The organism is Mesorhizobium sp. M0119 (genome assembly GCF_040322615.1).
In the GTDB taxonomy this organism is placed as follows: domain Bacteria; phylum Pseudomonadota; class Alphaproteobacteria; order Rhizobiales; family Rhizobiaceae; genus Mesorhizobium.
In genome coordinates this window covers 179519-201086 of sequence record NZ_JAMYTU010000008.1, presented here as the reverse complement: position 1 = coordinate 201086, position 21568 = coordinate 179519, and the positions used below count along the sequence as shown (strand labels likewise).

The 21568-nt window shown below is 63.3% G+C and carries 20 protein-coding genes; 11 read left to right on the top strand and 9 right to left on the bottom strand.

Annotation, left to right across the window (positions count from 1 at the left end):
- Positions 1–132 precede the first annotated feature (132 nt).
- Positions 133–486: an ArsC family reductase gene (locus NKJ40_RS11025; protein WP_352466123.1), complete on the bottom strand. Its 354-nt coding sequence runs from the start codon at positions 484–486 to the stop codon at positions 133–135.
- 172 nt (positions 487–658) lie between these two features.
- On the opposite strand from NKJ40_RS11025, the gene NKJ40_RS11020 reads away from it, so the two are divergent.
- Both NKJ40_RS11020 and NKJ40_RS11015 read left to right on the top strand, forming a co-directional pair.
- On the top strand, positions 659–1009 hold the full coding sequence (locus NKJ40_RS11020) for an ArsR/SmtB family transcription factor (RefSeq protein WP_352455157.1): 351 nt from the start codon (positions 659–661) through the stop codon (positions 1007–1009).
- Positions 1006–1491: an SRPBCC family protein gene (locus NKJ40_RS11015; RefSeq protein WP_502903701.1), complete on the top strand. Its 486-nt coding sequence runs from the start codon at positions 1006–1008 to the stop codon at positions 1489–1491. The genes NKJ40_RS11020 and NKJ40_RS11015 overlap by 4 nt, the downstream gene beginning before the upstream one ends.
- A gap of 126 nt (positions 1492–1617) precedes the next feature.
- On the opposite strand, the gene NKJ40_RS11010 is transcribed toward NKJ40_RS11015, so the two are convergent.
- The 7 genes from NKJ40_RS11010 to NKJ40_RS10980 all read right to left on the bottom strand — a co-directional run bounded on the left by NKJ40_RS11010 (position 1618) and on the right by NKJ40_RS10980 (position 9024).
- A complete protein-coding gene (locus tag NKJ40_RS11010; protein WP_352466122.1) occupies positions 1618–3045 on the bottom strand; it encodes an aldehyde dehydrogenase family protein in 1428 nt (475 codons plus the stop codon).
- A gap of 38 nt (positions 3046–3083) precedes the next feature.
- Positions 3084–4169 carry an ABC transporter ATP-binding protein gene (locus NKJ40_RS11005; protein ID WP_352466121.1) on the bottom strand — a complete coding sequence of 362 codons (1086 nt, stop codon included), beginning with the start codon at positions 4167–4169 and terminating at the stop codon, positions 3084–3086.
- Positions 4159–4767, bottom strand: a complete 609-nt coding sequence (locus NKJ40_RS11000; RefSeq protein WP_502903700.1) for a cupin domain-containing protein — start codon at positions 4765–4767, stop codon at positions 4159–4161. The genes NKJ40_RS11005 and NKJ40_RS11000 overlap by 11 nt, the downstream gene beginning before the upstream one ends.
- Before the next feature lie 71 nt (positions 4768–4838).
- Positions 4839–5909, bottom strand: coding sequence for an ABC transporter substrate-binding protein (locus tag NKJ40_RS10995; protein ID WP_352466119.1), 1071 nt, complete (start codon positions 5907–5909; stop codon positions 4839–4841).
- Positions 5894–6772: an ABC transporter permease gene (locus NKJ40_RS10990; protein WP_352466118.1), complete on the bottom strand. Its 879-nt coding sequence runs from the start codon at positions 6770–6772 to the stop codon at positions 5894–5896. The genes NKJ40_RS10995 and NKJ40_RS10990 overlap by 16 nt, the downstream gene beginning before the upstream one ends.
- A complete protein-coding gene (locus tag NKJ40_RS10985; RefSeq protein ID WP_352466117.1) occupies positions 6769–7656 on the bottom strand; it encodes an ABC transporter permease in 888 nt (295 codons plus the stop codon). Before NKJ40_RS10985 ends, NKJ40_RS10990 begins: the two co-directional genes overlap by 4 nt.
- Positions 7657–7740: 84 nt before the next feature.
- A complete protein-coding gene (locus NKJ40_RS10980) occupies positions 7741–9024 on the bottom strand; it encodes an NAD(P)/FAD-dependent oxidoreductase (protein WP_352466116.1) in 1284 nt (427 codons plus the stop codon).
- Positions 9025–9250: 226 nt separating this feature from the next.
- On the opposite strand from NKJ40_RS10980, the gene NKJ40_RS10975 reads away from it, so the two are divergent.
- The 6 genes from NKJ40_RS10975 to NKJ40_RS10950 all read left to right on the top strand — a co-directional run bounded on the left by NKJ40_RS10975 (position 9251) and on the right by NKJ40_RS10950 (position 15431).
- A complete protein-coding gene (locus tag NKJ40_RS10975; RefSeq protein WP_352466115.1) occupies positions 9251–10408 on the top strand; it encodes a fumarylacetoacetate hydrolase family protein in 1158 nt (385 codons plus the stop codon).
- A gap of 73 nt (positions 10409–10481) precedes the next feature.
- Positions 10482–11276 (top strand): SDR family oxidoreductase, encoded by a 795-nt coding sequence (locus tag NKJ40_RS10970; RefSeq protein ID WP_352466114.1) that lies wholly within the window; start codon positions 10482–10484, stop codon positions 11274–11276.
- 250 nt (positions 11277–11526) lie between these two features.
- Positions 11527–12459, top strand: a complete 933-nt coding sequence (locus NKJ40_RS10965; protein ID WP_352466113.1) for a substrate-binding domain-containing protein — start codon at positions 11527–11529, stop codon at positions 12457–12459.
- 107 nt (positions 12460–12566) lie between these two features.
- Positions 12567–13553, top strand: coding sequence for an ABC transporter permease (locus tag NKJ40_RS10960; RefSeq protein WP_352466112.1), 987 nt, complete (start codon positions 12567–12569; stop codon positions 13551–13553).
- A 3-nt stretch (positions 13554–13556) separates the two neighbouring features.
- Positions 13557–14351, top strand: a complete 795-nt coding sequence (locus tag NKJ40_RS10955; RefSeq protein ID WP_352466111.1) for an ATP-binding cassette domain-containing protein — start codon at positions 13557–13559, stop codon at positions 14349–14351.
- A gap of 57 nt (positions 14352–14408) precedes the next feature.
- Positions 14409–15431, top strand: coding sequence for a LacI family DNA-binding transcriptional regulator (locus NKJ40_RS10950; protein WP_352466110.1), 1023 nt, complete (start codon positions 14409–14411; stop codon positions 15429–15431).
- Positions 15432–15972: 541 nt separating this feature from the next.
- Here the strand turns inward: NKJ40_RS10950 and NKJ40_RS10945 are convergent.
- Complete coding sequence (locus NKJ40_RS10945; protein WP_031211029.1) at positions 15973–16554, bottom strand: TetR/AcrR family transcriptional regulator; 582 nt, start codon at positions 16552–16554, stop codon at positions 15973–15975.
- A gap of 252 nt (positions 16555–16806) precedes the next feature.
- Between NKJ40_RS10945 and NKJ40_RS10940 the strand changes: the two genes are divergently transcribed.
- The 3 genes from NKJ40_RS10940 to NKJ40_RS10930 are packed head-to-tail and all read left to right on the top strand — an operon-like array spanning position 16807 to position 21426.
- Complete coding sequence (locus NKJ40_RS10940; protein WP_352466109.1) at positions 16807–17082, top strand: hypothetical protein; 276 nt, start codon at positions 16807–16809, stop codon at positions 17080–17082.
- Positions 17076–20255 (top strand): efflux RND transporter permease subunit, encoded by a 3180-nt coding sequence (locus tag NKJ40_RS10935; RefSeq protein WP_352466108.1) that lies wholly within the window; start codon positions 17076–17078, stop codon positions 20253–20255. The genes NKJ40_RS10940 and NKJ40_RS10935 overlap by 7 nt, the downstream gene beginning before the upstream one ends.
- 16 nt (positions 20256–20271) lie before the next feature.
- Positions 20272–21426, top strand: a complete 1155-nt coding sequence (locus NKJ40_RS10930; protein ID WP_352466107.1) for an efflux RND transporter periplasmic adaptor subunit — start codon at positions 20272–20274, stop codon at positions 21424–21426.
- Positions 21427–21568: the final 142 nt, after the last annotated feature.

Below are 21568 nucleotides of genomic sequence, written 5' to 3'. Positions count from 1 at the left end.
GATTGGCAGCTTCGCCGAAAGCGCCCTTCTTTGGAGACTAGCGAAAGCCGAAGTGACATCCAATCTCCCCACTAGAGGGGGGAGATGTCCGGCAGGACAGAGGGGGGCGCGACGGATCGCGGCGGGTCGGTCCTATTTCCCACTCACCGCCTGCTGATAAACATCAGGCTTGAAGCCAACCAGTATCCTGTCGCCAAGTTCCAGCACTGGTCGCTTTATCATCGTCGGTTTGGCCAGCATCAGCGCCTTGGCCTTCTTTTCATCCAGACCCATCCTGTCCTCGTCCGACAGTTCACGGAACGTTGTGCTCGCCTTGTTGAGCAGGATTTCCCAGCCGACCTTGCCTGACCAGCCGTTCAGCCGATCCGCGTCAAGCCCGTCTGCCCTGTAGTCGTGAAAGCGATAGGCAACATCATGGCTCGCCAGCCAGGAACGCGCCTTCTTGACCGTATCGCAATTGGTAATGCCGTACATGGTGATCGTCAAAACGCGTCCTCGGACCAGTCGAATCTGACGACACCCTAAAACCGCGCCTCTCGGTTTTCCAGCGGCCTCGCCGGGCTCCGCGATTTTCGCGCTTGCCAATAGTAAGGAATTTCCCTAAGTGTTTTCTGAGCCTACTCTGGTCACGCGGAATGGCCGAGGCAAGGAAACGACCATGACGGGCCTGCAGACCGAAAGCCCCCCGCCGATCGACGGCATTTTCCGGGCGCTCGCCGATCCGACCCGGCGACGCGTGGTCGAGCGACTGAACCGAAGCCCCGCCTCGGTCAGCGAGCTTGCGCAGCCGTTCGAGATGGCCCTGCCATCCTTCATCGAGCATCTCAGGGTTCTGGAAGGCTGCGGGCTGGTGCATTCGGAGAAGGCAGGCCGCGTCAGGACCTACCGGCTCGCGCCGGAGCCGTTGAAGCTCGCGGAAAACTGGTTGGCCGAGCAGCGTGCGCTGTGGGAGCGCCGCCTCGACCAGTTCGACGACTACGTGCTGAAACTCAAGGAGACAGACAGATGAATATGGTCCCGTTGTTCCAGCCCGATCCGAAGCTCGACCTCGTGCTCGAACGGACGATCGAGGCGCCGCGAGAACTGCTGTGGATGGCCCTGACGAGACCCGAGCATGTCCGCCAATGGTTCACGCCGAAGCCGTGGATCATCACCGATTGCGAGATCGACCTGCGGCCCGGCGGCCTGTTCCGCACCCGCATGCAGTCGCCCGACGGCAAGGAGGTCAACGACAGGCGTTGCTGCTACCTCGAGATTGTCCCGAACGAGCGGCTGGTGTGGACCGATGCGCTGCTGCCAGGCTACCGGCCGTCAGGCGACCCATTCATTACAGCGGTCATATCGCTGCAATCGTATGGCGAGACGACGCGCTACACCGCCACCGCCATCCACCGCGACGAAGCCACGCGCAACAGCCACGAGGAGATGGGCTTCTACGACGGCTGGGGCACAGTGGCGGATCAGTTGGCCGGCTATCTCAAGACGATCTGAGGCGACCCTGCTTCGCACTCACATTGCGGCCACGGAGCCGTCGTGGCCGTTCAACCGAACGGCGGTGCCGAAGGCACCAACGCTCGCAACAAATTTGACGGTTGGCGTAATGCCAATGTTGAAGGCTCAGGCGCCGTAGCCGATGATGCCCTTGATCTCGAGGAAATCGTGGATCGCCCAGTCGGCGTATTCGCGGCCGTTGCCGGACTGCTTGTAGCCGCCGAAGGGCGCGAACGTGTCCCATTCCGGATAATTGATCGAGACCTGCCCGGCACGCAGCCGGCTGGCAATCTTGCGGGCGTGGTCGATATCACCGGACTGCACATAGGCGGCCAGGCCATAGACGGTGTCGTTGGCGATCTTCACCGCATCATCATCGTCCTCGTAGGAGATGACCGACAGGACCGGCCCGAAGATCTCCTCCTTCTCGATGGTCATGCCGGGCCTGACGTGGCCGAAAACGGTCGGCCGCACATAGTAGCCACGGTTGAGGTGCTCCGGCCGGCCGGGGCCGCCGGTGACCAGCGTTGCGCCCTCGGCGATACCGGCCTCGATCAGTCGCTGGATCTTGTCGAACTGGATGTTGCTGACCACCGGCCCGAGCTTGGTCTCTTCCGAGCGCGGGTCGCCGACCTTGTGCGCTTCGGCCGCCTTTTTGGCGATGGTCAGCGCTTCGTCGTGGCGGGCGGCCGGCACCAGCATGCGCGTCGGCGCATCGCAAGACTGGCCGCTATTGCCGAAACACGCCTTGACACCCTTGCGCACCGCCGTCTCGAAGTCGGCGTCGGGCAGCACGATGTTGGCCGATTTGCCGCCCAGTTCCTGCGCCACGCGCTTGACCGTCTCGGCCGCCGTCTTGGCGACGATGATGCCGGCCCGGGTCGAGCCGGTGAACGAGACCATATCGACATCAGGATGGCCGGCCATGACCTGGCCGACATCCGGGCCGGTGCCATTGACCATGTTGTAGACGCCCTTCGGCGTGCCGGCAGCCTCCATCACTTCAGAAAAGACGATGCCGCTGATCGGCGCTATCTCGGAAGGCTTCAGCACGACGGTGCAGCCGGCGGCAATGGCCGGCGCCACCTTGCAGACGATCTGGTTGAGCGGCCAGTTCCACGGCGTAATCAGCGCGCAGACGCCGATCGGTTCCTTGGCCACCATGGTGGTGCCGCGCTTCTCGCTGAATTCGTAATCCTCCAGCGCCTTGATGGTGGCTTCCATATGCGCCCTGCCCGCCCAGGCCTGCGCCTCGCGCGCCCACCTGATCGGCGCGCCCATTTCCTGGCTGACCGCCTGGGCGATGTCCTCGTAGCGCTCATTGTAGACTTCGAGGATACGCTTCAGCAGCTTCAGGCGCTCGGTCTTGCTGGTTTGCGAGAAGGCCGGGAATGCCGCCTTGGCTGCCGCCACGGCCTTGTCGACATCGGCTTTCGAGCCGACCGAGATTTTGGTGTAGGCCTCTTCAATGGACGGGTCGATCACATCCAGGGTCGCCGGCACCACGGGGCCGACCCATTGGCCATCGATGAAGAAGTTGAGATGATTGCTCATGGGCCGTGCTCCGGTTTTCTGGAAGTTTGAAAGTCAGACTAGCTTGGCAGCATAGGGCAGTTGGCGCCACGGCGCAGGCTGATATGCGCCACGTCGCCGACGCTGAATTGAAAACCCTCCGCCCGGCGCGGCGCGTCGATCACCACCTGTGTCCCCTGCCCCAGCTCTGCATGAAGGCGCAAGGTGCGGCCGTGAAAGACGATGCTGTTCACCCGCACCGGTGCAGTACCGGCCGCGGCCTCGGTCGTGGCCAAAAGGTCCTCCGGACGCACGCCGATGGTGCGCACCGTGCCCTCGCCAGGCAGCTCGCCTTTTTCCGAAATCGCTTCCAGCGGCAGAGCGCCGGCGATGAACCGTAAGCGCTCGCCGTCACGGCCGACAAAGCGCGACTGTAGAAGGTTCATGGTTCCGATGAAGCTGGCGACGAATTTGGTGGCGGGCCGGTCGTAAAGGGTTGCCGGCGGTGCGATCTGCTCGATGTGGCCCTTGTTCATGACGACGATGCGATCGGAGATCGACAGCGCCTCGGTCTGGTCATGCGTGACCATGACGAAAGTGGTGCCAAGCCGCGACTGCAGCCGCTTCAATTCGACCTGCATCTGCTCGCGCAGATGCGCATCGAGCGCCGACAACGGCTCGTCGAGCAGCAGCACACGCGGCTCGCAGACGATCGCGCGGGCAAGCGCGACGCGCTGGCGCTGGCCACCCGACAATTCGGACACGCGGGCGCCGAGCTTTTCGGCAAGGCCGACCATGTCGAGCGCTGCGCCGACGCGCTTTGCCTGTTCGGCGCCGGAGAGCTTGCGCAGCGACAAGCCGAAGCCGACATTTTCGGCGACGTTCATGTGCGGGAACAGCGCGTAGTCCTGGAATACGGTGTTGACCGGGCGGTCGAAGGGCCTGAGCGCCGTGATGTCGCGGCCATCGAGCAGGACCCTGCCGTTCGACGGGCTCTCGAAGCCGGCGATGACCCGCAGGCTGGTGGTTTTGCCGCAGCCGGACGGTCCGAGCAGGGTCAGGAACTCGCCGCGCGAAATATCGAGATCGACGGTGTCGAGCCCGACGATGCCGCCGGGGAAAATCTTGGAGACCTTGTCCAGCCGGACGAGCGGATCAGGCGCCATCGCGAACCTCGGACGGCTTGGTGGTGTTGACCCACAGGATCTGGCAGCGCTCGGTGCCCGGATTGCGGAAGGCATGCAGCAACGTGCTCTTGAAGGCGAAGCTGTCACCGGCCTTCAGCCCGTATCTGGTCGAATCGACCACCAGCTCGACCTCGCCTGACATGACGAAGCCGAATTCATGGCCGGCATGGGCGTAGGCTTCGGCGGTGCCGCCACCGGCCTCCACCGTCACCAGCATGCCGGTCAGCGTGGCAGCCGGCGGCGACAGCAGCGCCTTGGCGATGCCTTCCGACTTGACCGGGATCTGCCGCCGGCTGTTGGCGCGCACACAATAAAGATCATTGCCGGCATCATTGCCGTCGGCGATCAGCGCCGACGGCTCGATGTCGAGGGCGGCGGCGAGCGGCCAGATCACTCGCACCCGCAATGACGACATGCCGCGCTCGATCTGGCTTAGCGCACCGATCGAGACGCCGGCTTTGGCGGCAAGTTCGGCCAGCGAGAGATTGCGCTCCAGCCTGAGCGCCCGCACGCGCCGGCCGACCCTGACGTCGGCGTCGTCCTTCGGCTTCCCAGCCGCTTCGTCCAGCATGTCCATCTATTCCCGACCTCGTTTTCGGTATCCTGGAGCGGCGCCGCGCAGTCGAAACCGCGCGGCGCCTCAGAAGCTCAGCCGCCTGCCTTGACCTTCTCGAACATCTTGGCGAGTTCGTCATTCTGTTTCATCGGCCCGGTGAAGACAGTGGTCTTCAGCATCACTTCCGGATCTGACGGCAGTTCTAGTTTCTTCAGCTCCTCCTTCGGCACGGCGGCGAAAGCCGAGCTGGTCGAGCTGCCATAGCCGTAGGCCTGGATCAGGTATTTTCCGGAATCCGTCTCAAGCCGGCTGTTGATGAAGTCATAAGCGAGGTCGACGTTCTTGGCGTCCTTGAGCATGACGAAGCCGCAAGCCCAGGTCAGCATGCCTTCCTTCGGTTTCATGAACTCGACCGGCACGCCCTGCTTCTTCAGCGAGGTGGCCGAGGCGTTCCAGGTCATGGCGGCGACCAGCTGGCCGCTCGCCAATGCCTGTTCGACCGAGGTCATGTCGGTGGTGTAGTTCGAGAGCAGCGGGCGCTGCTCGCGCAGTTTTTCCGCCACCTTGTCCATCTGCTCCGGCGTCATGTCGAATGGATTGACGCCGGCAAGAAGGGCCGCCACCACCGGCGTGTCGTGGACGGCATCGATGGTCGCCATGCGCCCGGCATATTGCTTGTCCCAGAGCAGGTTCCAGCTGGCTTCCGGGTTCTTCACCAGATCGGTGCGGTAGAGGATCGAGGTGTTGCCCCAGTCCCACGGCACCATCCAGACCTTGCCGTCGCCGGCCTGCAGGTCGGGCAGGTTCTTGAAGACCGGGAAGATCGAATCCCAGTTCTTGATGCGCTTGGTGTCGATCGGCTGCAGCAGGCCTTCCTTGTTCCAGCGCGCCACCTTGTCATAGCAGGGATGCGCGACATCGGGGCGGAAGCCGGCCTTGACCTTGGTGAAAGCGTCATCATCGTCGCCGAACATCGAGGCTTCGACACCATCGGGGTGCGCGGCGAGGAAGCTCTTGTTGAAGTCGGGCAGTTCATAGCCCGACCAGGTGAAATATTGCAGCTTGTCGCCGGCAAAGGCGACAGTCGACGCAAGCGCCAGCGCGCAGGCGGCCAGTCCGGTTTTCGCTGTCTTTGTCGTTATCGATTTCAGGTCGAATGCCATTGCAGTTCTCCTCTTTCGGTTTCTTGTGGTTTTGACAGGCTGGCGGGCGCTGGCCGCCGGGTGGCGGCAAGCCCGCGATGGCGCAGGATTTCGGCGAGTGCGGCGATGACGAACGACACGGCCAGGATCGCCGTGCCGAGCGCCATGACGGTCGGAAGCGATTTCGGGAAGCGCAGCTGGCTCCAGATATAAAGCGGCAGCGTCGGCTCGGTGCCGGCAAGGAAGAAGGCGACGATGAACTCGTCGAACGAGGTCAGGAAGGCCAGCATGAACGCCGAAATAATGGCGGGCAGGCTGAGCGGCAGCATCACTCGTCTGAAGGTCGTCCAGTCCGAGGCGCCGAGGTCGAGCGCTGCCTCACGGATGGTCTTCGGGATGGCGGCGAAGCGGCTGCGCATGACCACCACCGTCGTCGGCAGCGCCATCAATATATGACCAAGCACGATGGCAATCCGCGACGGCCCGAAACCAGCAAGATTGACCAGGATCAACAGCGAGATGCCTATGATGACGCCGGGGATCAGGATCGGCAGCCGGGCAATGGCGCTGATCGTGGCGGCCAGCGGCGAGCGCCCGTAGAGGTCCATATAGGACACGGTGATGCCGCAGAGTGTTGCGCCGGTGGCGGCAATGGCGCCGATGACGAGGCTGGTGGCAAGCGCACCGGACAGCGCCGAATTGCCGTAAAGTGTGCCGTACCACTCAAGCGTGAAGCCTTGCAGCGGAAATGCCGCCTGGATCGAATTGTTAAATGAAAACAGCGGGATCAGCAATATCGGCAGATACAGGAACACCAGATAGACAAGGACGTAGGCTCCGAGCCAGCCGCCGCCCTGCCTTGCATCGATACGCGCCGTGTTCATGTGCGGCTGCCGTATCGGCGGTCGGCGAAGCGCACCACCAGCACCACAGCGAGAATGACCAGCATGACGGCGACGGCGAGTGCGGCGCCGAACGGCCAGTCATTGGCCTTGCCGAACTCGGCCTGGATCAGTGTGCCGATCATCGTGCTCGCAGGGCCGCCGACCAGCGCCGGCGTCACATAGTCGCCGACGGTCGGCACGAAGACGACGAGGGCCGCCGCCAGTACGCCCGGCATCGAATTAGGCAGCACGATGCGACGGAAACTGGTGAACGGTTTTGCGCCAAGGTCGGAAGCAGCTTCGAGCAGCGATTTCGGGATCGTGTCCAGCGCCACATAGATGGGCAGGATGGCGAACGGGGCATAAGCGTGGGCAAGCGTGACGACGACCGCTGCCGGCGTATTCAAGAACGCCAATGTCGGCTCCGACCAGATGCCGCTTTCGATCAACGCCGAGTTCAGCACGCCATTATAGGCAAGCACGATCTTCCAGGCGAAGACGCGCAGCAGATAGCTGGTCCAGAACGGCAGGGTCAGCAGGAACAGCAGCAGCCCGCGCCGCCGCCCGGCATGGAAAGCCAGATAGTAGGCAACGGGATATGCCGTGACGACGGTTGCCAGCGTCACCAGGCCGGCGATGCCCAGCGAGCGCAATGTCACCGTCCAGTACAGCGGATCGGTGGCCACGGTGACGAAATTCGCAAGGGTGAAACCGGCCCCCAGCAGCGAGCCGTCATTGCCGCGAAAGGCCAGGAAGAACACCAGGCCAAGCGCGAAAAGGATCAGCAGAAAGGTGACCAGCCCGCCGGGCAGCAGCATGGCGAAGCGAAAACCCGACGAAGACCGGGTTTCCGGCAGCGGCTGCGTTGCGGCGATAGTCGACATCGACGGCCCATCATAATTTGAAATCGACCAAGCTTTTTTCATATTGGTGAAGCTGTCAAGCTGTTTCACGCTTGGGCGTGAACGTCAGCGTTCGAATGCGTCCAGCATCCGGTACCAGGCGATGGTCGCGGCAACGCCGACCTGCCGAAAGGCGTGAAACGGGATCGGCCGGATCGGCGATATCGGGAACGGCAATTGCCTGGTATCGCCGCTCAACAGGTAGGAGGCGATGCGCTCGCCAAGCGCGGTCATCAGACCGATGCCGCGGCCCTGGCAACCGACGACCGCAAGCAGACCCTTCTCTGGCTCGTGGATATGCGGGAGATGGTCCGGCGTCATTGCCACCCGGCCGAACCAGCGCTTTTCAATGGCCACATCGGACAGCGCCGGGTAGAGCCGCAGCAGCGCGCGTTCCAGATGCGCCCAGTCGGCCGGGCCGTTCGGCAAGGCCATGCGGCCGCGCCCGCCGAGCACCAGCCGGCCGTCGGCACTCTTGCGATAATAGACGAGGATGCGGCGCGAATCCGAAACCGCCTGCCCGTCCGGCAGGATCGCCGCCGCGAGATTGGACGATAGCGGTGCTGTCGCGATCTGAAAGGAATGCAGCGGAACGATCGTCTCGGCGAGGCGGGGGAGCAGGCCGCCGGTATAGGCGTTGGTCGCCAGGACGACCGCCTTGGCCTTGAGTTCGGCGCCGCTTTCGGTTGAAACGTGGCAAATGCCAGCATCCTTGCTGATCTGCATCACGTTCTGGCGCTCGGCGACCTTTACGCCCACCGCTGCAGCGACGCGCGCCAGTTCCGACGTGTAGGCGAGCGGATCGATGACACCAGCACGGTGATCGAGCCAGCCGCCGAGATAGCCCTGCGCGCCGGTCATCGTCGCGATCTCCGTCCCGCTCAGCAGCCGGACATCGGCGCCGCGGGCGCGCCACTGCCGATCCCGGTTCGCCGTCGCTTTCAGCGCGGTCTCGGTATGTGCGGCCTGGATCCAGCCATTGCGGACGAACGGCACCGCCATTCTTTCGTCGCGGATCAATTCGAAAACGGCGTCCGCCGTCGAGGCGGCAAAGTTGACGAGCGCTTCGCCGCGTTCGAGACCAAAATGCTCCAGCAGCCAGTCCGGATCGTATTTCAGGCCGGGAATGACCTGGCCGCCGTTCAGACCGGACGCGCCGCTGCCGATTTCGCCGGCCTCCAGTACCTGGACGGCAAGGCCGAGCCGGGCGGCGTGCAAGGCTGTCGACAGCCCCATGATGCCGCCGCCGACGACGACGACATCGACGCATTGGCCGGCTGGAAAAAGCGACTGGAACGCGGTGGCTGTCCGCGGCTTCTGCCAGATTGGATCGGAAAACCGTAGGAGCAAGCGTCACCTGGAGATTTCAGTAGGTGAAAAACCCTAGCGACGGTTTCATTATTTTGAAAGAGCGTTTTCCGTCGCCGTTGGCGCACGTCAGGCTCGATCAAGGTCCAGCGATGCGAAGACCGCTTGAAAGAATTGACAAAGCTCGCCCTGCAAGCGGGATAGACCTTTGGCGGGAATTTGTTGAAAGTGCCGCGGCCGAAGGACAAGAAAACAGGAAATGTAAGCCATGACGAACGCCACACATTTGCCCGCCGAAGGCCTCTTCGTAGGCCGCGCCCGGGCGAGCGATGCTTCCCATCCGCTGGTGGTCACGGTGCGTGACGGCACGGTCTTCGACATCACGTCAAATGTGGCGCCGACCGTACGCGACGTTTGCGAATTGCCGGATCCGGCGGGGCACGTCCGCTCGGCCAAGGGGCGGCCGATCGGTCCGCTCGATGCCATTGCCGCCAGCAGTTTCGAGACAGCGCGCGATCCGGGGAAACCATACCTGCTGTCCCCCGTCGACCTGCAGGCGATCAAGGCATCTGGCGTCACCTTTGTCGTCAGCCTGCTCGAACGGGTGATCGAGGAGCAGGCGCGCGGTTCGGCGGAAAAGGCCGACGCCATTCGCGCCGACATCGCCGGGCTGATCGGCCACGATCTGTCGAAGCTCAAGCCCGGCTCGCCGGAAGCAATGGAGATCAAGGCCAAGCTGATTGCGCGCGGCGCCTGGTCGCAATATCTGGAAGTCGGCATCGGCCCCGATGCCGAGATCTTCACCAAGTGCCAGCCCATGGCCTCGGTCGGCTTCGGCGCCGATGTCGGCCTGCATCCGGTTTCGACATGGAACAATCCGGAGCCGGAGATCGCCATGATTGCCGGCAGCAGCGGCAGGATCGTCGGGGCAACGATCGGCAACGACGTCAATCTGCGCGACGTCGAGGGGCGCTCGGCACTGCTGCTCGGCAAAGCCAAGGACAACAACGCTTCGGCAGCACTTGGCCCCTTTATCCGCCTGTTCGACGAGACGTTTTCCATCGGCGACGTGAAGCAGGCGATCGTACGGTTGAAAGTCGAGGGTGAGGATGGGTTCTCGCTGGAGGGCGCCAGTTCGATGGCCGAGATCAGCCGCTCGCCGGAAGAGCTGGTCGCCGCCGCCATGGGGCCGCACCACCAGTATCCGGACGGGCTGGCGCTCTATCTCGGCACGATGTTCGTGCCATCGAAGGATCGCGGCGAAAAAGGCAAGGGCTTTACCCACAAGGTCGGCGACATCGTCACCATCTCGTCGGAGAAGTTCGGTGCCCTGGTCAACCGCGTGCGGCTGTCGCCCGACTGCCCACACTGGACCTACGGCGCCAGCCATCTGATGCGCGACCTCGCAAGGGCCGACCTCATCTAACAGCCTGACATCCAATTGATTCTAGAATTCTCTGATTGGAAATTACCTGCTCGTCGGCATTCGGGAGAGTCCATTGATCGTCGCTCTTGAGGGCAAGACCCTTGTCGTTACCGGCGGGACGCAAGGGCTTGGCGAGACCATCGCCCGGCTGGCCTCAGCCGGCGGCGGCGAAGGGATCGCCATTGTCGGCCGCAACGCCGAGCGTGGCAGACGCATCGCTGAAGAGCTTTCACGACCAAGCCGGCCCGTCGTCTTCATCCAGGCCGACCTTGGAGATCCGACCGCGCCTGCAGCTGTCATGGCGGAAGCGATCAAAAGACTCGGCCGCGTCGATTGTCTGGTGAACGCCGCGGCCCTCACCGACCGGGCCTCGCTGGAAACTGGCACAATCGACGACTGGGACAGGTTGTTTTCCGTCAATGCGCGCGCGCCGTTCTTCCTCATGCAGGCGGCCGTAGCCGACATGAAGACACGGCGGGCAGCGGGCGCCATCGTCAACATACTGTCGGTGAATGCGCATTGCGGTGCGCCGGACCTTGCCATCTATTCCGCAACCAAGGGCGCGCTTTCGACGCTGACCAGAAACATTGCCAACGCGCATCTTTCCGATCGCATCCGCGTCAACGGCATCAACATGGGCTGGGTAGCGACGCCGGCCGAACAAGAGATGCAGGCGCGCACGCTGGGCAAGGGCGAAAACTGGGCAAAGATCGCCGCCGCCGGCCTGCCGCTTGGTCGATTGCTGACCACGGACGAAGTCGCCCAGCTAACGCTATTCCTGCTCAGCGACGCCTCCGGGCTGATGACCGGGACGCTTATCGACCTAGAGCAATCCGTGCTCGGCGCGCCGCCGCGCGGCATTGCATGACGGTCGCAAGGCCGATCGTCGGCCGCCTGGAAAATATCAGCCAAACTGATGCAATCTGATGGGATTGCTGATGGCGTGGTGCCTTGCGCCAACGTCCATTGGCAATCGAGGCTTGCCATCGATCGAAAAAGGGAATGCTCTAATGCGCCCAGGTCGACGCTGGCAAATGCGACCACGGTTTTGGGCGCGCACGGCTTTTGGCCGCGATCGTCGTCGGAGGAGGAGTTCGATTCAAATGGGAGGAAATCAAATGCTGACGAGGCTAAGACTGCTTGTACTCGGCTTGGTGGTGGCGCTGGCTATTCCGGCCGCGGCACAGGCCAAGACGTTCTACTGGATTTCGCATGGCGGCCCGGCCGATCCGGTCTGGACCTACTTCCTTGCTGGCGCCAAGCAATGGGCGGCGGATACCGGCAACACTGTCAACACGTCGTTCCACAATGGCGACGTGGCGTCGCAGCAGGAGGCTGTTCGCGCCGCGATTGCCGCCAAGGCCGACGGCATCACCACGACCAGCCCTGATCCGGGCAGCCTTGTCGAGATCGTCAAGGAAGCGCGGGCAGCGAACATCCCGATCATCAACTTCAACACGCCTGACCCAAAGGCGGATTTCAACGCCTATGTCGGCGGCGACAACGTCACCTTCGGCAAGCATTGGGCTCAGTATCTGGTCGACAAGGGCCTGGTGAAGAAGGGCGACTTCGTCTGGATGCCGGTCGAAATTCCCGGCGCTACCTATGGCGTCCAGGAAGAGGAAGGCATCAAGAGCGTCTTCGAGCCGCTCGGCATCACCTATGAAATCACCGAAGCGACGCTCGACCAGGCCGAAGTGATCAACCGCATGGTCGATTACCTCACCGCCAACAGGGCCAAGGTCAAGGCGATCATCGGCCTTGGCGACCTTGTCACCGGTTCGATCAAGCGGGTGTTCGACCAGGTCGGCGTCAAGCCGGGCGAAATCCCAGTCGTCGGCTGGGGCAACTCGCTCGACACCACCCAGGAAGTGCTGAACGGCTACGTCAATGCCGGCCAGTGGCAGGATCCGCAGGCGACCAGCTACGTCGCGCTCTCGCTCGCCAACATGGCGGCGAGCGGTATTCCGCCCGGCTTCGACGTGATCACCGGCGCGCTCTACGAGAAGGACACCGCGGCAGTCTACGACAAGATCCTGTCCGGCAAATAAATCCGCGATCGAGTTGGTCACGGCCGCTTCGGCGGCCGTGACTGTCTCATCATTCCGCCGAAGCCGGTTGCGGTCTCGGCCAAATCCAATCCTATCGCGGGTCCAAGGTGGAAAATCGTTCTCTTATCCAACGCTCGATCGCGCGGCCCGAGTTCGGGCCGTTCGTGCTGCTCGTCGTCGAGATCGCCGTGTTCTGGGGCATCAACCACGACTTCTTGTCGCCGCAAAACATCTCGAACACGCTGGCCTTCACGGTCGAGCTCGGCCTGATCGCGCTGGCGATGACGCTGTTGATGACATCAGGCGAATTCGACCTCTCGGTCGGCTCGGTGTTCGGCTTCTCGCCGGTCCTGATGTGGACGTTGTTCAACAGCGGCGTCGCCTCGCTCGAAGCCGCCTTCGTCATGGCGCTGGTGGTCGCTGCGTTCATTGGACTGGTCAATGGCTGGTTCGTGACGCAGCTCAAGATCCCGTCCTTCCTGGTGACGCTGGGCATGCTGCTGGTGGTGCGCGGCACCGCTTTGTTCGTCACCAACGGGTTTCCGCAGCGGACCTGGAGCGCCGAGGGCAGCTGGCTGGCGGAAGCGCTGGTCGGCGATTTCTTCATCGGGCCGTTCCGGATCTATATGTCGCTGTTCTGGTTCATCGCCGCCGCAATCGCGCTCGGCTACGTGCTGACGCAGAGCCGGACCGGCAACTGGATCCAGGCGGCCGGCGGCAACCCGAGTGCTGCAAGGGCGCGCGGCGTCAATGTCAGCGGCGTCAAGATCGGCCTGTTCATCCTGTCGTCGATCCTGGCCTCGCTTGCCGGCGTCATCTCCTCGCTACGCACCTCGGCGGCCAACCCCAACAGCGGCACCGGCTACGAGCTCGAAGTCATCGCCATGGTGGTGATCGGCGGCACGGCGCTGACCGGTGGGCGCGGCACAATCATCGGCACGGTGCTCGGTATCCTGATCCTGCGCGTGATGCGCAACGGCATCGTGCTGATCGGCGTGCCCGGCCTTGCGTATAATATTTTCATCGGCGCCATCATCCTCGGCATGATGGCGCTCCACTCATGGCTGGAACGCCGGCATCAGGCAGGGACTTGAACCATGGCCGAACCGCTTGTCCGCATGGAAAATATCCGCAAGTCCTACGGCCGCGTGCAAGCGCTGGTGGACGCCAATTTCCATGTCAATGAAAGGGAGATCGTCGGTCTGCTCGGCGACAACGGCGCCGGCAAGTCGACGCTGATCAAGGTGCTGTCGGGCGCGGTCCCGCTGACCAGCGGCAACATCTTCATCCGCGGCAAGAAGGTGAATTTGCGCAGCACCAGCGACGCCATCGCCCATGGCATCGAGACGATCTACCAGGACTCCGCGCTGGTGACGCAGTTGTCGATCGCCCGCAACCTGTTCCTTGGACGCGAGCCGATCAAGTCGCCGCGTTTCCTCAACCGCATGGACCAGGAGGCGATGAACGTGGTTGCCCGCGACCTGCTCAAGCAGGTCGGCATCTCGAAGAACATCCCGCCGACGACGCCGATCGGCTCGCTCTCCGGCGGCGAGCGGCAGGCGGTTGCGATTGCACGCGCCATGCATTTCGACAGCGACCTCATCATCCTCGACGAGCCGACCAACAATCTCGGCGTCGCCGAAACGCAAGGCGTTCTGAGCTTCGTGCGCAGCGCCCGCGATTCCGGCCATTCCTGCATCTTCATCGCCCACAACATCCACCACGTCTTCCAGGTGGTCGACCGCATCGTCGTCATGCGCCGCGGCAAGGTGGTCGCCGACGATATCGACCCGAAGAAGACCAGCGTCGCCGAAGTCGAACGCGTCATTACCGGCATGTCGGACAAGGAGATCCACGACGCGCTGGTCGAGGGCACGAAACGGCCCGGCTGAGCGGCCGGGCCGGGCTTATCGTCGAAGCACTGGATCGCATCGCCACATGGTTGCGATATGAAAGCCACCGTTTCGGATATTGCCAGAAGCTGCGGCCTGTCGACCGCGACGGTCGACCGTGTGCTCAACAATCGGCCGGGAGCCAGTGCCGCCAACCGGCAGCGCGTAATGGAGGCGGCCAAGCAGCTCGGCTATCTGCCGATCGTCGACCAGGTCGCGTTGCCCTCGCGGCCGGCACATCTCGAATTCTTCCTGCCGATCGGCAGCAATGCCTTCATGGCCGATCTGGCCAGGCACATCGAGGATTATGCGGCGCGCCTGCCGCTGGTCGCCTCCTGCCGCATCCACGAGCTCGCCGGCATTTCGCCGAGCGCCTTGCAGGCGGCCGTCGAAAACCTCTCGCTCAAGGCGAACGGCGTCGGCGTCATCGCCGTCGATCATCCGAGAACGCGCAACATCTTGCGCGAGATCGTCGAGGCCGGCATCCGTCTGGTCACGCTGGTGTCCGATGTTCCCGGCGCGCCTCGGTCGGCCTATGTCGGCATCGACAACCGGGTGGCCGGCCGCACCGCGGCGCTGCTGATGGGACGGTTCCTCGGCGGCCGCCAGGGCCATCTGGCGATGGTCGTCGGCTCACGTTCCTATCGCGGCCACGAGGAACGCGAAATGGGCTTCCGCTCCGTGCTCGGCGAAGAGTTCCCCAACCTGACCGTCACCAGCGCCGTCGAGATCAACGATGAGCCGGAGGTCAGCTATACCGCGACCATGAAGGCGCTGCACAACGAGCCGGAGCTGCTCGGCATCTACTGTATCGGCGCCGGACGATCGGGCGTGGCAAAAGCGTTGCTCGAAGCCAGGCCGCGGAAGAAGCCGGTGTTCATCTGCCATGATCTGACGCGCGAGACGCGCGGCTATCTCGTCGACGATCTGCTCGACGTCGTCATCGACCAGAATGCGCGGCTGATCGCCGAACAGTCGGTCATTCGCCTGCTCGGCTCGATCGCCTCGTCGGCGCCCTATCTGACGCGGAAATTCATCGAGCCGCGCCTGATCTTCAAGGAAAATGTCCCGGTGCAGTGATGTCGTGCGGGGCGATGGTCGCTCGGCCTTGATCGTTAAAATTCGGTTGATACCGCAAATCTGCACATCACCTATGCAACTTTTGTGGTTGCCGAATCATTGGGCAATCGATAGTTTCGCAGGTGTCGGCCATCTACTCCTCCCAGATGCGATGCCGACGCTGAGTGCGGTACACCTCCTCCCGTGCCGTATTCGAAATCGAGCCCGCTGCCACCTCCTCCCGGCAGCGGGCTTTTTTTGTTCCGGCTCCGGGATAGCGGCCGATGCTTGGGGCCTGACTAGCAGCGGACGCGACTCTTGATCCGCAGATCGATGAGCTTCGCTGCGATCGCCGCGGCTTGTCGCGCAGAATCCTGTCACACTTGTCACTCTCACCGGTTCGCCGGCGGCCCTATCCTGCCTCACGACCCGCAAACAACGCCGCGCCGGCAATGCTGCTGCGGACCGACAAGGGACACGCGAGATGGCACAGGGGACGAGACATCACCCGGCGGCGCAGCCCGCAATCGAAACGCCACGGATCGTTTCGCCGCTTGCGAGACTATCTGGCCCTGAAAGAAGTGATCAGGCCTTCCGCCATGCGGACGAACTGCGCGCTCGGGCCTTCGGCGCCGACGCTTTGCAGGCTGACACGGGCGCCCTCGAGCAACAGCGACAGCGTGTCCGCAAGAAGTTCGGCCTGTCCGATGCCGGCATCGCGACACAGGGAGACCAGCCGCTCGCGCTGCGCTTCCTTGAGTTCCTTGATCACTTGCCTTGCCGGATGATCGGCCTCGCTCAGCTCGATGGCGGCGTTGGCCATGTCGCAACCGCGACGATCCGACATCAGGCAATCGGCCGCCATCCGGACCCAGGCGTGCAGCTGAGCCAGCTTGTCGCCCGGATTCTCGGCCTCGAACTTTTCCCACATCGCGTTGGCGCTGCAGGCGGTCGCCCGCAGACATTCGATGATCAGGTCGTCCTTGGACTCGAAATGCCGGTAGAGCGTCATCTTGTTGGTGCCGGCGGCCTCGGTGATGGCGTCGATGCCGACGCCGCGAATGCCATGCTTGTGAAACATGTCCCGTGCCGTCTCCAGGATCCTGTCCCGGGGGCGAACACGCTCCACAACACCGTCTGTCATCAAAACCTCCGTGATTGCGTTTCCGAAATTCCCTCGGTGCACCTCTTGACTAGGGTGTTACCGGTCTGTAACGTTAGAGATGTTACTTACCTGTAACACCCGCATTGCATCATGTCAAACTCGCAAGTGCCGGCCATCAGCCCCGCCCCGATCGGCAAGGGGACGAACCGCACCTCACGGCCTCGGCCGGCGAGCAAGAGAACACCCGATCCGCGGCTTGCCGCGGATCGCCAAAAACCAGGAGCCGCTTCGATGTCGCAGCGCAATGATCTGACGATCGATGAAGTCGTGAGGGATCCGATGATCCGCATGCTGATGAAAGCCGACCGCGTCGACCCGCGGTCTTTCGAGGCGATGCTGCGTGCGCTGGCTGATGAGCAGGCCGAGCGCCGCAATGCGCCGCGCCGCCCTCTGCAAGATTTCGGCTTTCTCGAAGATTCCGGCTCAACGCGCAGCCGGCGGCTGTCTAGGGTAGCCAGGGCCTTTGGCCGGGCCAGAGCATCGGGCGAGGCGTGCATCTCATGGTAAACTTCTTCATCCATCGTCCGATCTTCGCGTCGGCGATCGCCATCATCATGGTGCTCGCCGGAGGGATTTGTTATTTCCTTCTGCCCGTCTCGCAATTTCCCGACATCACGCCGCCCCAGGTCGTGGTCAGCGCCCATTACCCGGGCGCCAGCGCGCAGGTCGTCGCCGACACGGTGACGACGCCGCTCGAACAGCAGATCAACGGCGTCCAGGGCATGACCTATATGTCGTCGTCGAGCTCCAATGACGGCTCCTCGACGATCACCATCACCTTCGACGTCGGCTACGACCTGAGCACAGCCGCCGTCGACGTCCAGAACCGCGTTTCGCAGGCGGCTTCCTCGTTGCCGGCCATCGTCAACCAGGGCGGCGTGACGATCAAGAAGCAGAATCCGAACTTCGTCCTGATCGTCGACCTCACCTCGCCGGACGGTTCCGTCAACCCGGTCGCGCTGAGCAATCTCGCCTATCTGCAGGTGGTCGATCCGCTGAAGCGCCTGCCCGGCGTCGGCGACGTGCAGATCTTCGGCGAGCGGCGCTATTCGATGCGCATTTGGCTCGACCCCGACAAGCTCGCCAATCTCGGCATTACTGCCGTCGACGTGCAGAACGCCGTCGCCGAGCAGAACGTCCAGGTGGCGGCCGGCAAGATCGGACAGTCGCCGGCTCCGGCCGGCACCGCCTTCGAGATGCAGGTCAACGCCGTCGGCAGGCTGAGCGATCCCAAGGAGTTCGGCGACATCGTCGTGCGGGCCAATACCGCCAACGGCTCGCTGGTCAGGCTGCGCGACGTTGCGCGCATCGAGCTCGGCGCCCTGCAATATTCGTCGTCCGCCTTCTTCGGCAAGGACCCGACGGTGGTGCTGGCGGTCTACCAGATGCCGGGCTCCAACGCGCTCGATCTGCAGCAGCGCGTCAAGGACAAGATGCAGGAGCTGTCGGCCCGTTTCCCGAAGGGCGTCAGCTACGCCATGCATTACGATACGACACGTTTCGTTTCGGCCTCGATGCACGACGTGCTGATCACGCTCGGCGAAGCGCTGGTCCTGGTCGTCGCCGTGGTGTTCATCTTCCTGCAAAGCTGGCGCACCACGATCATCCCGACGATCGCAATTCCGGTTTCGCTGGTGGCGACGCTGGCCGTCATGAATATGCTTGGCTTCTCACTGAATATGCTCAGCCTGCTCGGCATGGTGCTGGCGATCGGCCTCGTCGTCGATGATGCGATCGTCGTCGTCGAGAATGTCGAACGCCAACTTGAGGCCGGCCTCAAACCGCTGGCTGCCACGCGCACGGCGATGGCTGAGGTCACCGGCCCGATCATCGCCACGACCGCCGTGCTGATGGCCGTGTTCGTGCCGGTCGCCTTCATTCCCGGCGTGTCCGGCCGGCTCTACAACCAGTTTGCCCTGACGGTGGCGATCTCCTTCGGCATTTCGGCCTTCGTCTCGCTGACGCTTACCCCGTCGCTCAGCGCCGCCTTCCTGCGCCACCGGCCGGAAACGCAGTTCGTGCTGTTCCGCTGGTTCAACATGGGCTTCGAACGGCTGGCGCATGCCTATGCGAATGGCGTGCGCATTCTCATCCGCCTGCGCTGGATCATGCTCGGCGTGTTCGCGGCCGGACTTGTCGCGACCTATTTCGTCTGGCAGCGCCTGCCCTCGACCTTCCTCCCGGTCGAGGACCAAGGCTATTTCTTCGTCGTCATCCAGCTCCCCGACGGGGCCTCGCTGGAACGCACCGACGCCGTGGCGCAAAAGGCACGCGACATCCTGCAGAATACCCCCGGTGTCGACATCGTCGGCTCGATCAGCGGCTTGAACTTCCTGACCAGCGCCGCGCAGTCGAACTCGGCGGTCGAATTCGCCATCCTGAAGCCATGGGACGAACGCGGTCCCGACCAGAGCGCCTCGAAGCTCGTCGCCGACGTGCGCAACAAGCTGCTGCAAATTCCGGAGGCTTTTGCGCTGAGCTTCGACCCGCCGTCTATCCCGGGCATTGGTACCACCGGTGGCTTCGAGTTCCAGGTCGAGGACCTGACCGGCCGCGGCAGCGTGGCACTCAACGATGCGACGCAAGCGGTGATTGCCGAGGCGCGCAAGCAGCCCGAGCTCAACCCGCAGCAATTGTTCTCGTCGTTCTCGACCTCGACGCCGCAGTTCAACTACGATCTCGATCGCGCCAAGGCGAAGCTGCTCGGGCTCAACCTGCCGGACGTCTTCAATACGCTGCAGATCTATCTCGGCTCGCTCTATGTGAACGATTTCAACCTGTTCGGCCGCACCTTCCGGGTGACGATCCAGGCCGACAAGGACTCTCGTGCCGGCCCGGCCGACATTTCGCGGCTCTATGTCCGCAATGCTTCGGGTGGCATGGTGCCGCTGAGCACGCTGGGCAAGCTTGTGCCCATCGTCGGCCCCGAGACCGTGCCGCATTACAACAACAATGCGTCGGCCCTGATCAATGGCGGCGCCGCCCCCGGCTTTTCGTCCGGCCAGGCGGTGGCGGCAATGGAGCGTGCCGCTGCCACGGCGTTGCCGAGAGATTTCGGCTACGAATGGACTGGCATCACCTATCAGGAGCTCAAGGCGGGATCGATCGCATCCGTCGTCTTTGGTCTCGCGATCGTCTTCGTCTTCCTGATCCTCGCTGCGCAATATGAGAGCTGGGCGATGCCGTTCATGGTGCTGCTGGCGGTGCCGCTTGCATTGTTCGGTGCGTTCGTCGTGCTGTGGCTGCGCGGCATGCAGATCGACGTCTATTCGCAGATCGGCTTCGTCATGTTGATCGGACTGGCGGCCAAGAACGCGATTCTGATCGTCGAGTTTGCCCGGCGCCGGCGCGAAGAAGGCCTCAGCATCGTCGACGCCGCGATGGAAGCGGCGCGGCTTCGGCTGCGACCGATCCTGATGACCGCCTTCGCCTTCATCCTCGGCGTGCTGCCGCTGATGTTCGCTACAGGTGCAGGTGCCGCGAGCCGGCAGTCGATCGGCACCACCGTCTTTGGCGGCATGGTCGCGGCGACGATCCTGTCGCTGGTGTTCGTGCCGGTCTTCTATGCGGTGATCGAGCAGCTGCGCGAGCGCCGCAGCGAGGGCGAACCGGTCTCCGAAGCGACTGAACAACCAACTGCCGAACCCGCCTTCGAGCCATTGGCCGAAGCGGCTGAATAGGACTGGAGAATTGATCATGCGTAAATGGAAAATCGCGCTGGGAACGGCCGTCGCCCTTGGGGCGATTTCAGTGGCGAGCGTTCACCTGCTCGACATGGGCAGCCTCAGCCTCAACGCCGGCACAGCCGGGGCGGCGACACCCAAGCCGGAAGCCTTTGTCATGCCGGTGCCGGTGGTGAGCGTCGTCAAAAAGACGATCCCGATCTATCTCGACTATGCCGCCCGGGTGGAGCCCATTCGCAGCATCACGCTGCAGGCGCGCGTGCCGGGGTATCTGCAGGAGCAGGTCGCCACCGACGGCAGCGACGTTGCAAAGGGCGACCTTCTCTACAAGATCGCCCCGGAGGATTTCCAGGCTGCCCTCGAGCAGGCGAAGGCGCTTATCCAGCGCGACACGGCAACACTCGACTATGCGCGCTCCAATCTCGGGCGCGGCAGCGAGCTCGCCAAGAGCGGCTATCTCGCCAAGGACGTGTTCGACCAGCGCACCAGCACCTTGCGCGAGGCTCAGGCTTCGCTCGCCGTGAATCAGGCCGCCTTGCGGACCGCAGAGCTCAATTTGAGCTATACCGAAATCCGTGCCCCGTTCGCGGGACGCATCGGTCGCAGCCAGGCTTCCGTCGGAACGCTGGTCAGCGTTGCCGGCACCGTGCTCAACTCCCTGGTGCAGCTCGATCCGATCTACGTCACCTTCAATCCGAGCGAGACCGACCTGACGCAGATCGAGGAAGCCCGGGCCGCGGGACCGATCAGTGTCGACGTCCTGCTTCCCGGTGAAACGGAACCGCGCCAGAAGGGCGATCTTACCTTCATAGACAACACGATCGATCGCTCGACCGGCACGATCACGGCACGGGCGACGATCGGCAACGGCAAGTTCACGCTGCTGCCCGGCCAGTATGTCCGCGTCAGACTGCACGTCAAAGAGCAGCCCGATGCGCTGATGGTGCCGCAGACGGCACTCGGCTCAGGCCAGCTTGGCAAATACCTCTATGTCGTCGGCAAGGACAACACCGTCGACCAGCGTATCGTTTCGCTCGGACCGACCAATGGCGATCAGGTCGCCATCTTGAGCGGTGTGGCCGAAGGCGACCGGGTGATTACCGGCAATCTGCAGAAGATCGGCCCGGGAATGCCGGTCTCGCCGCTGCCCGAGAAACCGGCCACCTGATAACCCCCATCAGGTCCGGTCCCGCGGCGCCCTCGGCTCCCACGCCAAGGGCGCCGTTTTTGCTGATAATTTCGACACGGTCGATTCAAGCCGTCGCGCGAACGGCGGTTCTGGCGACGATGGCAGCATAGAGGCGCTCTCT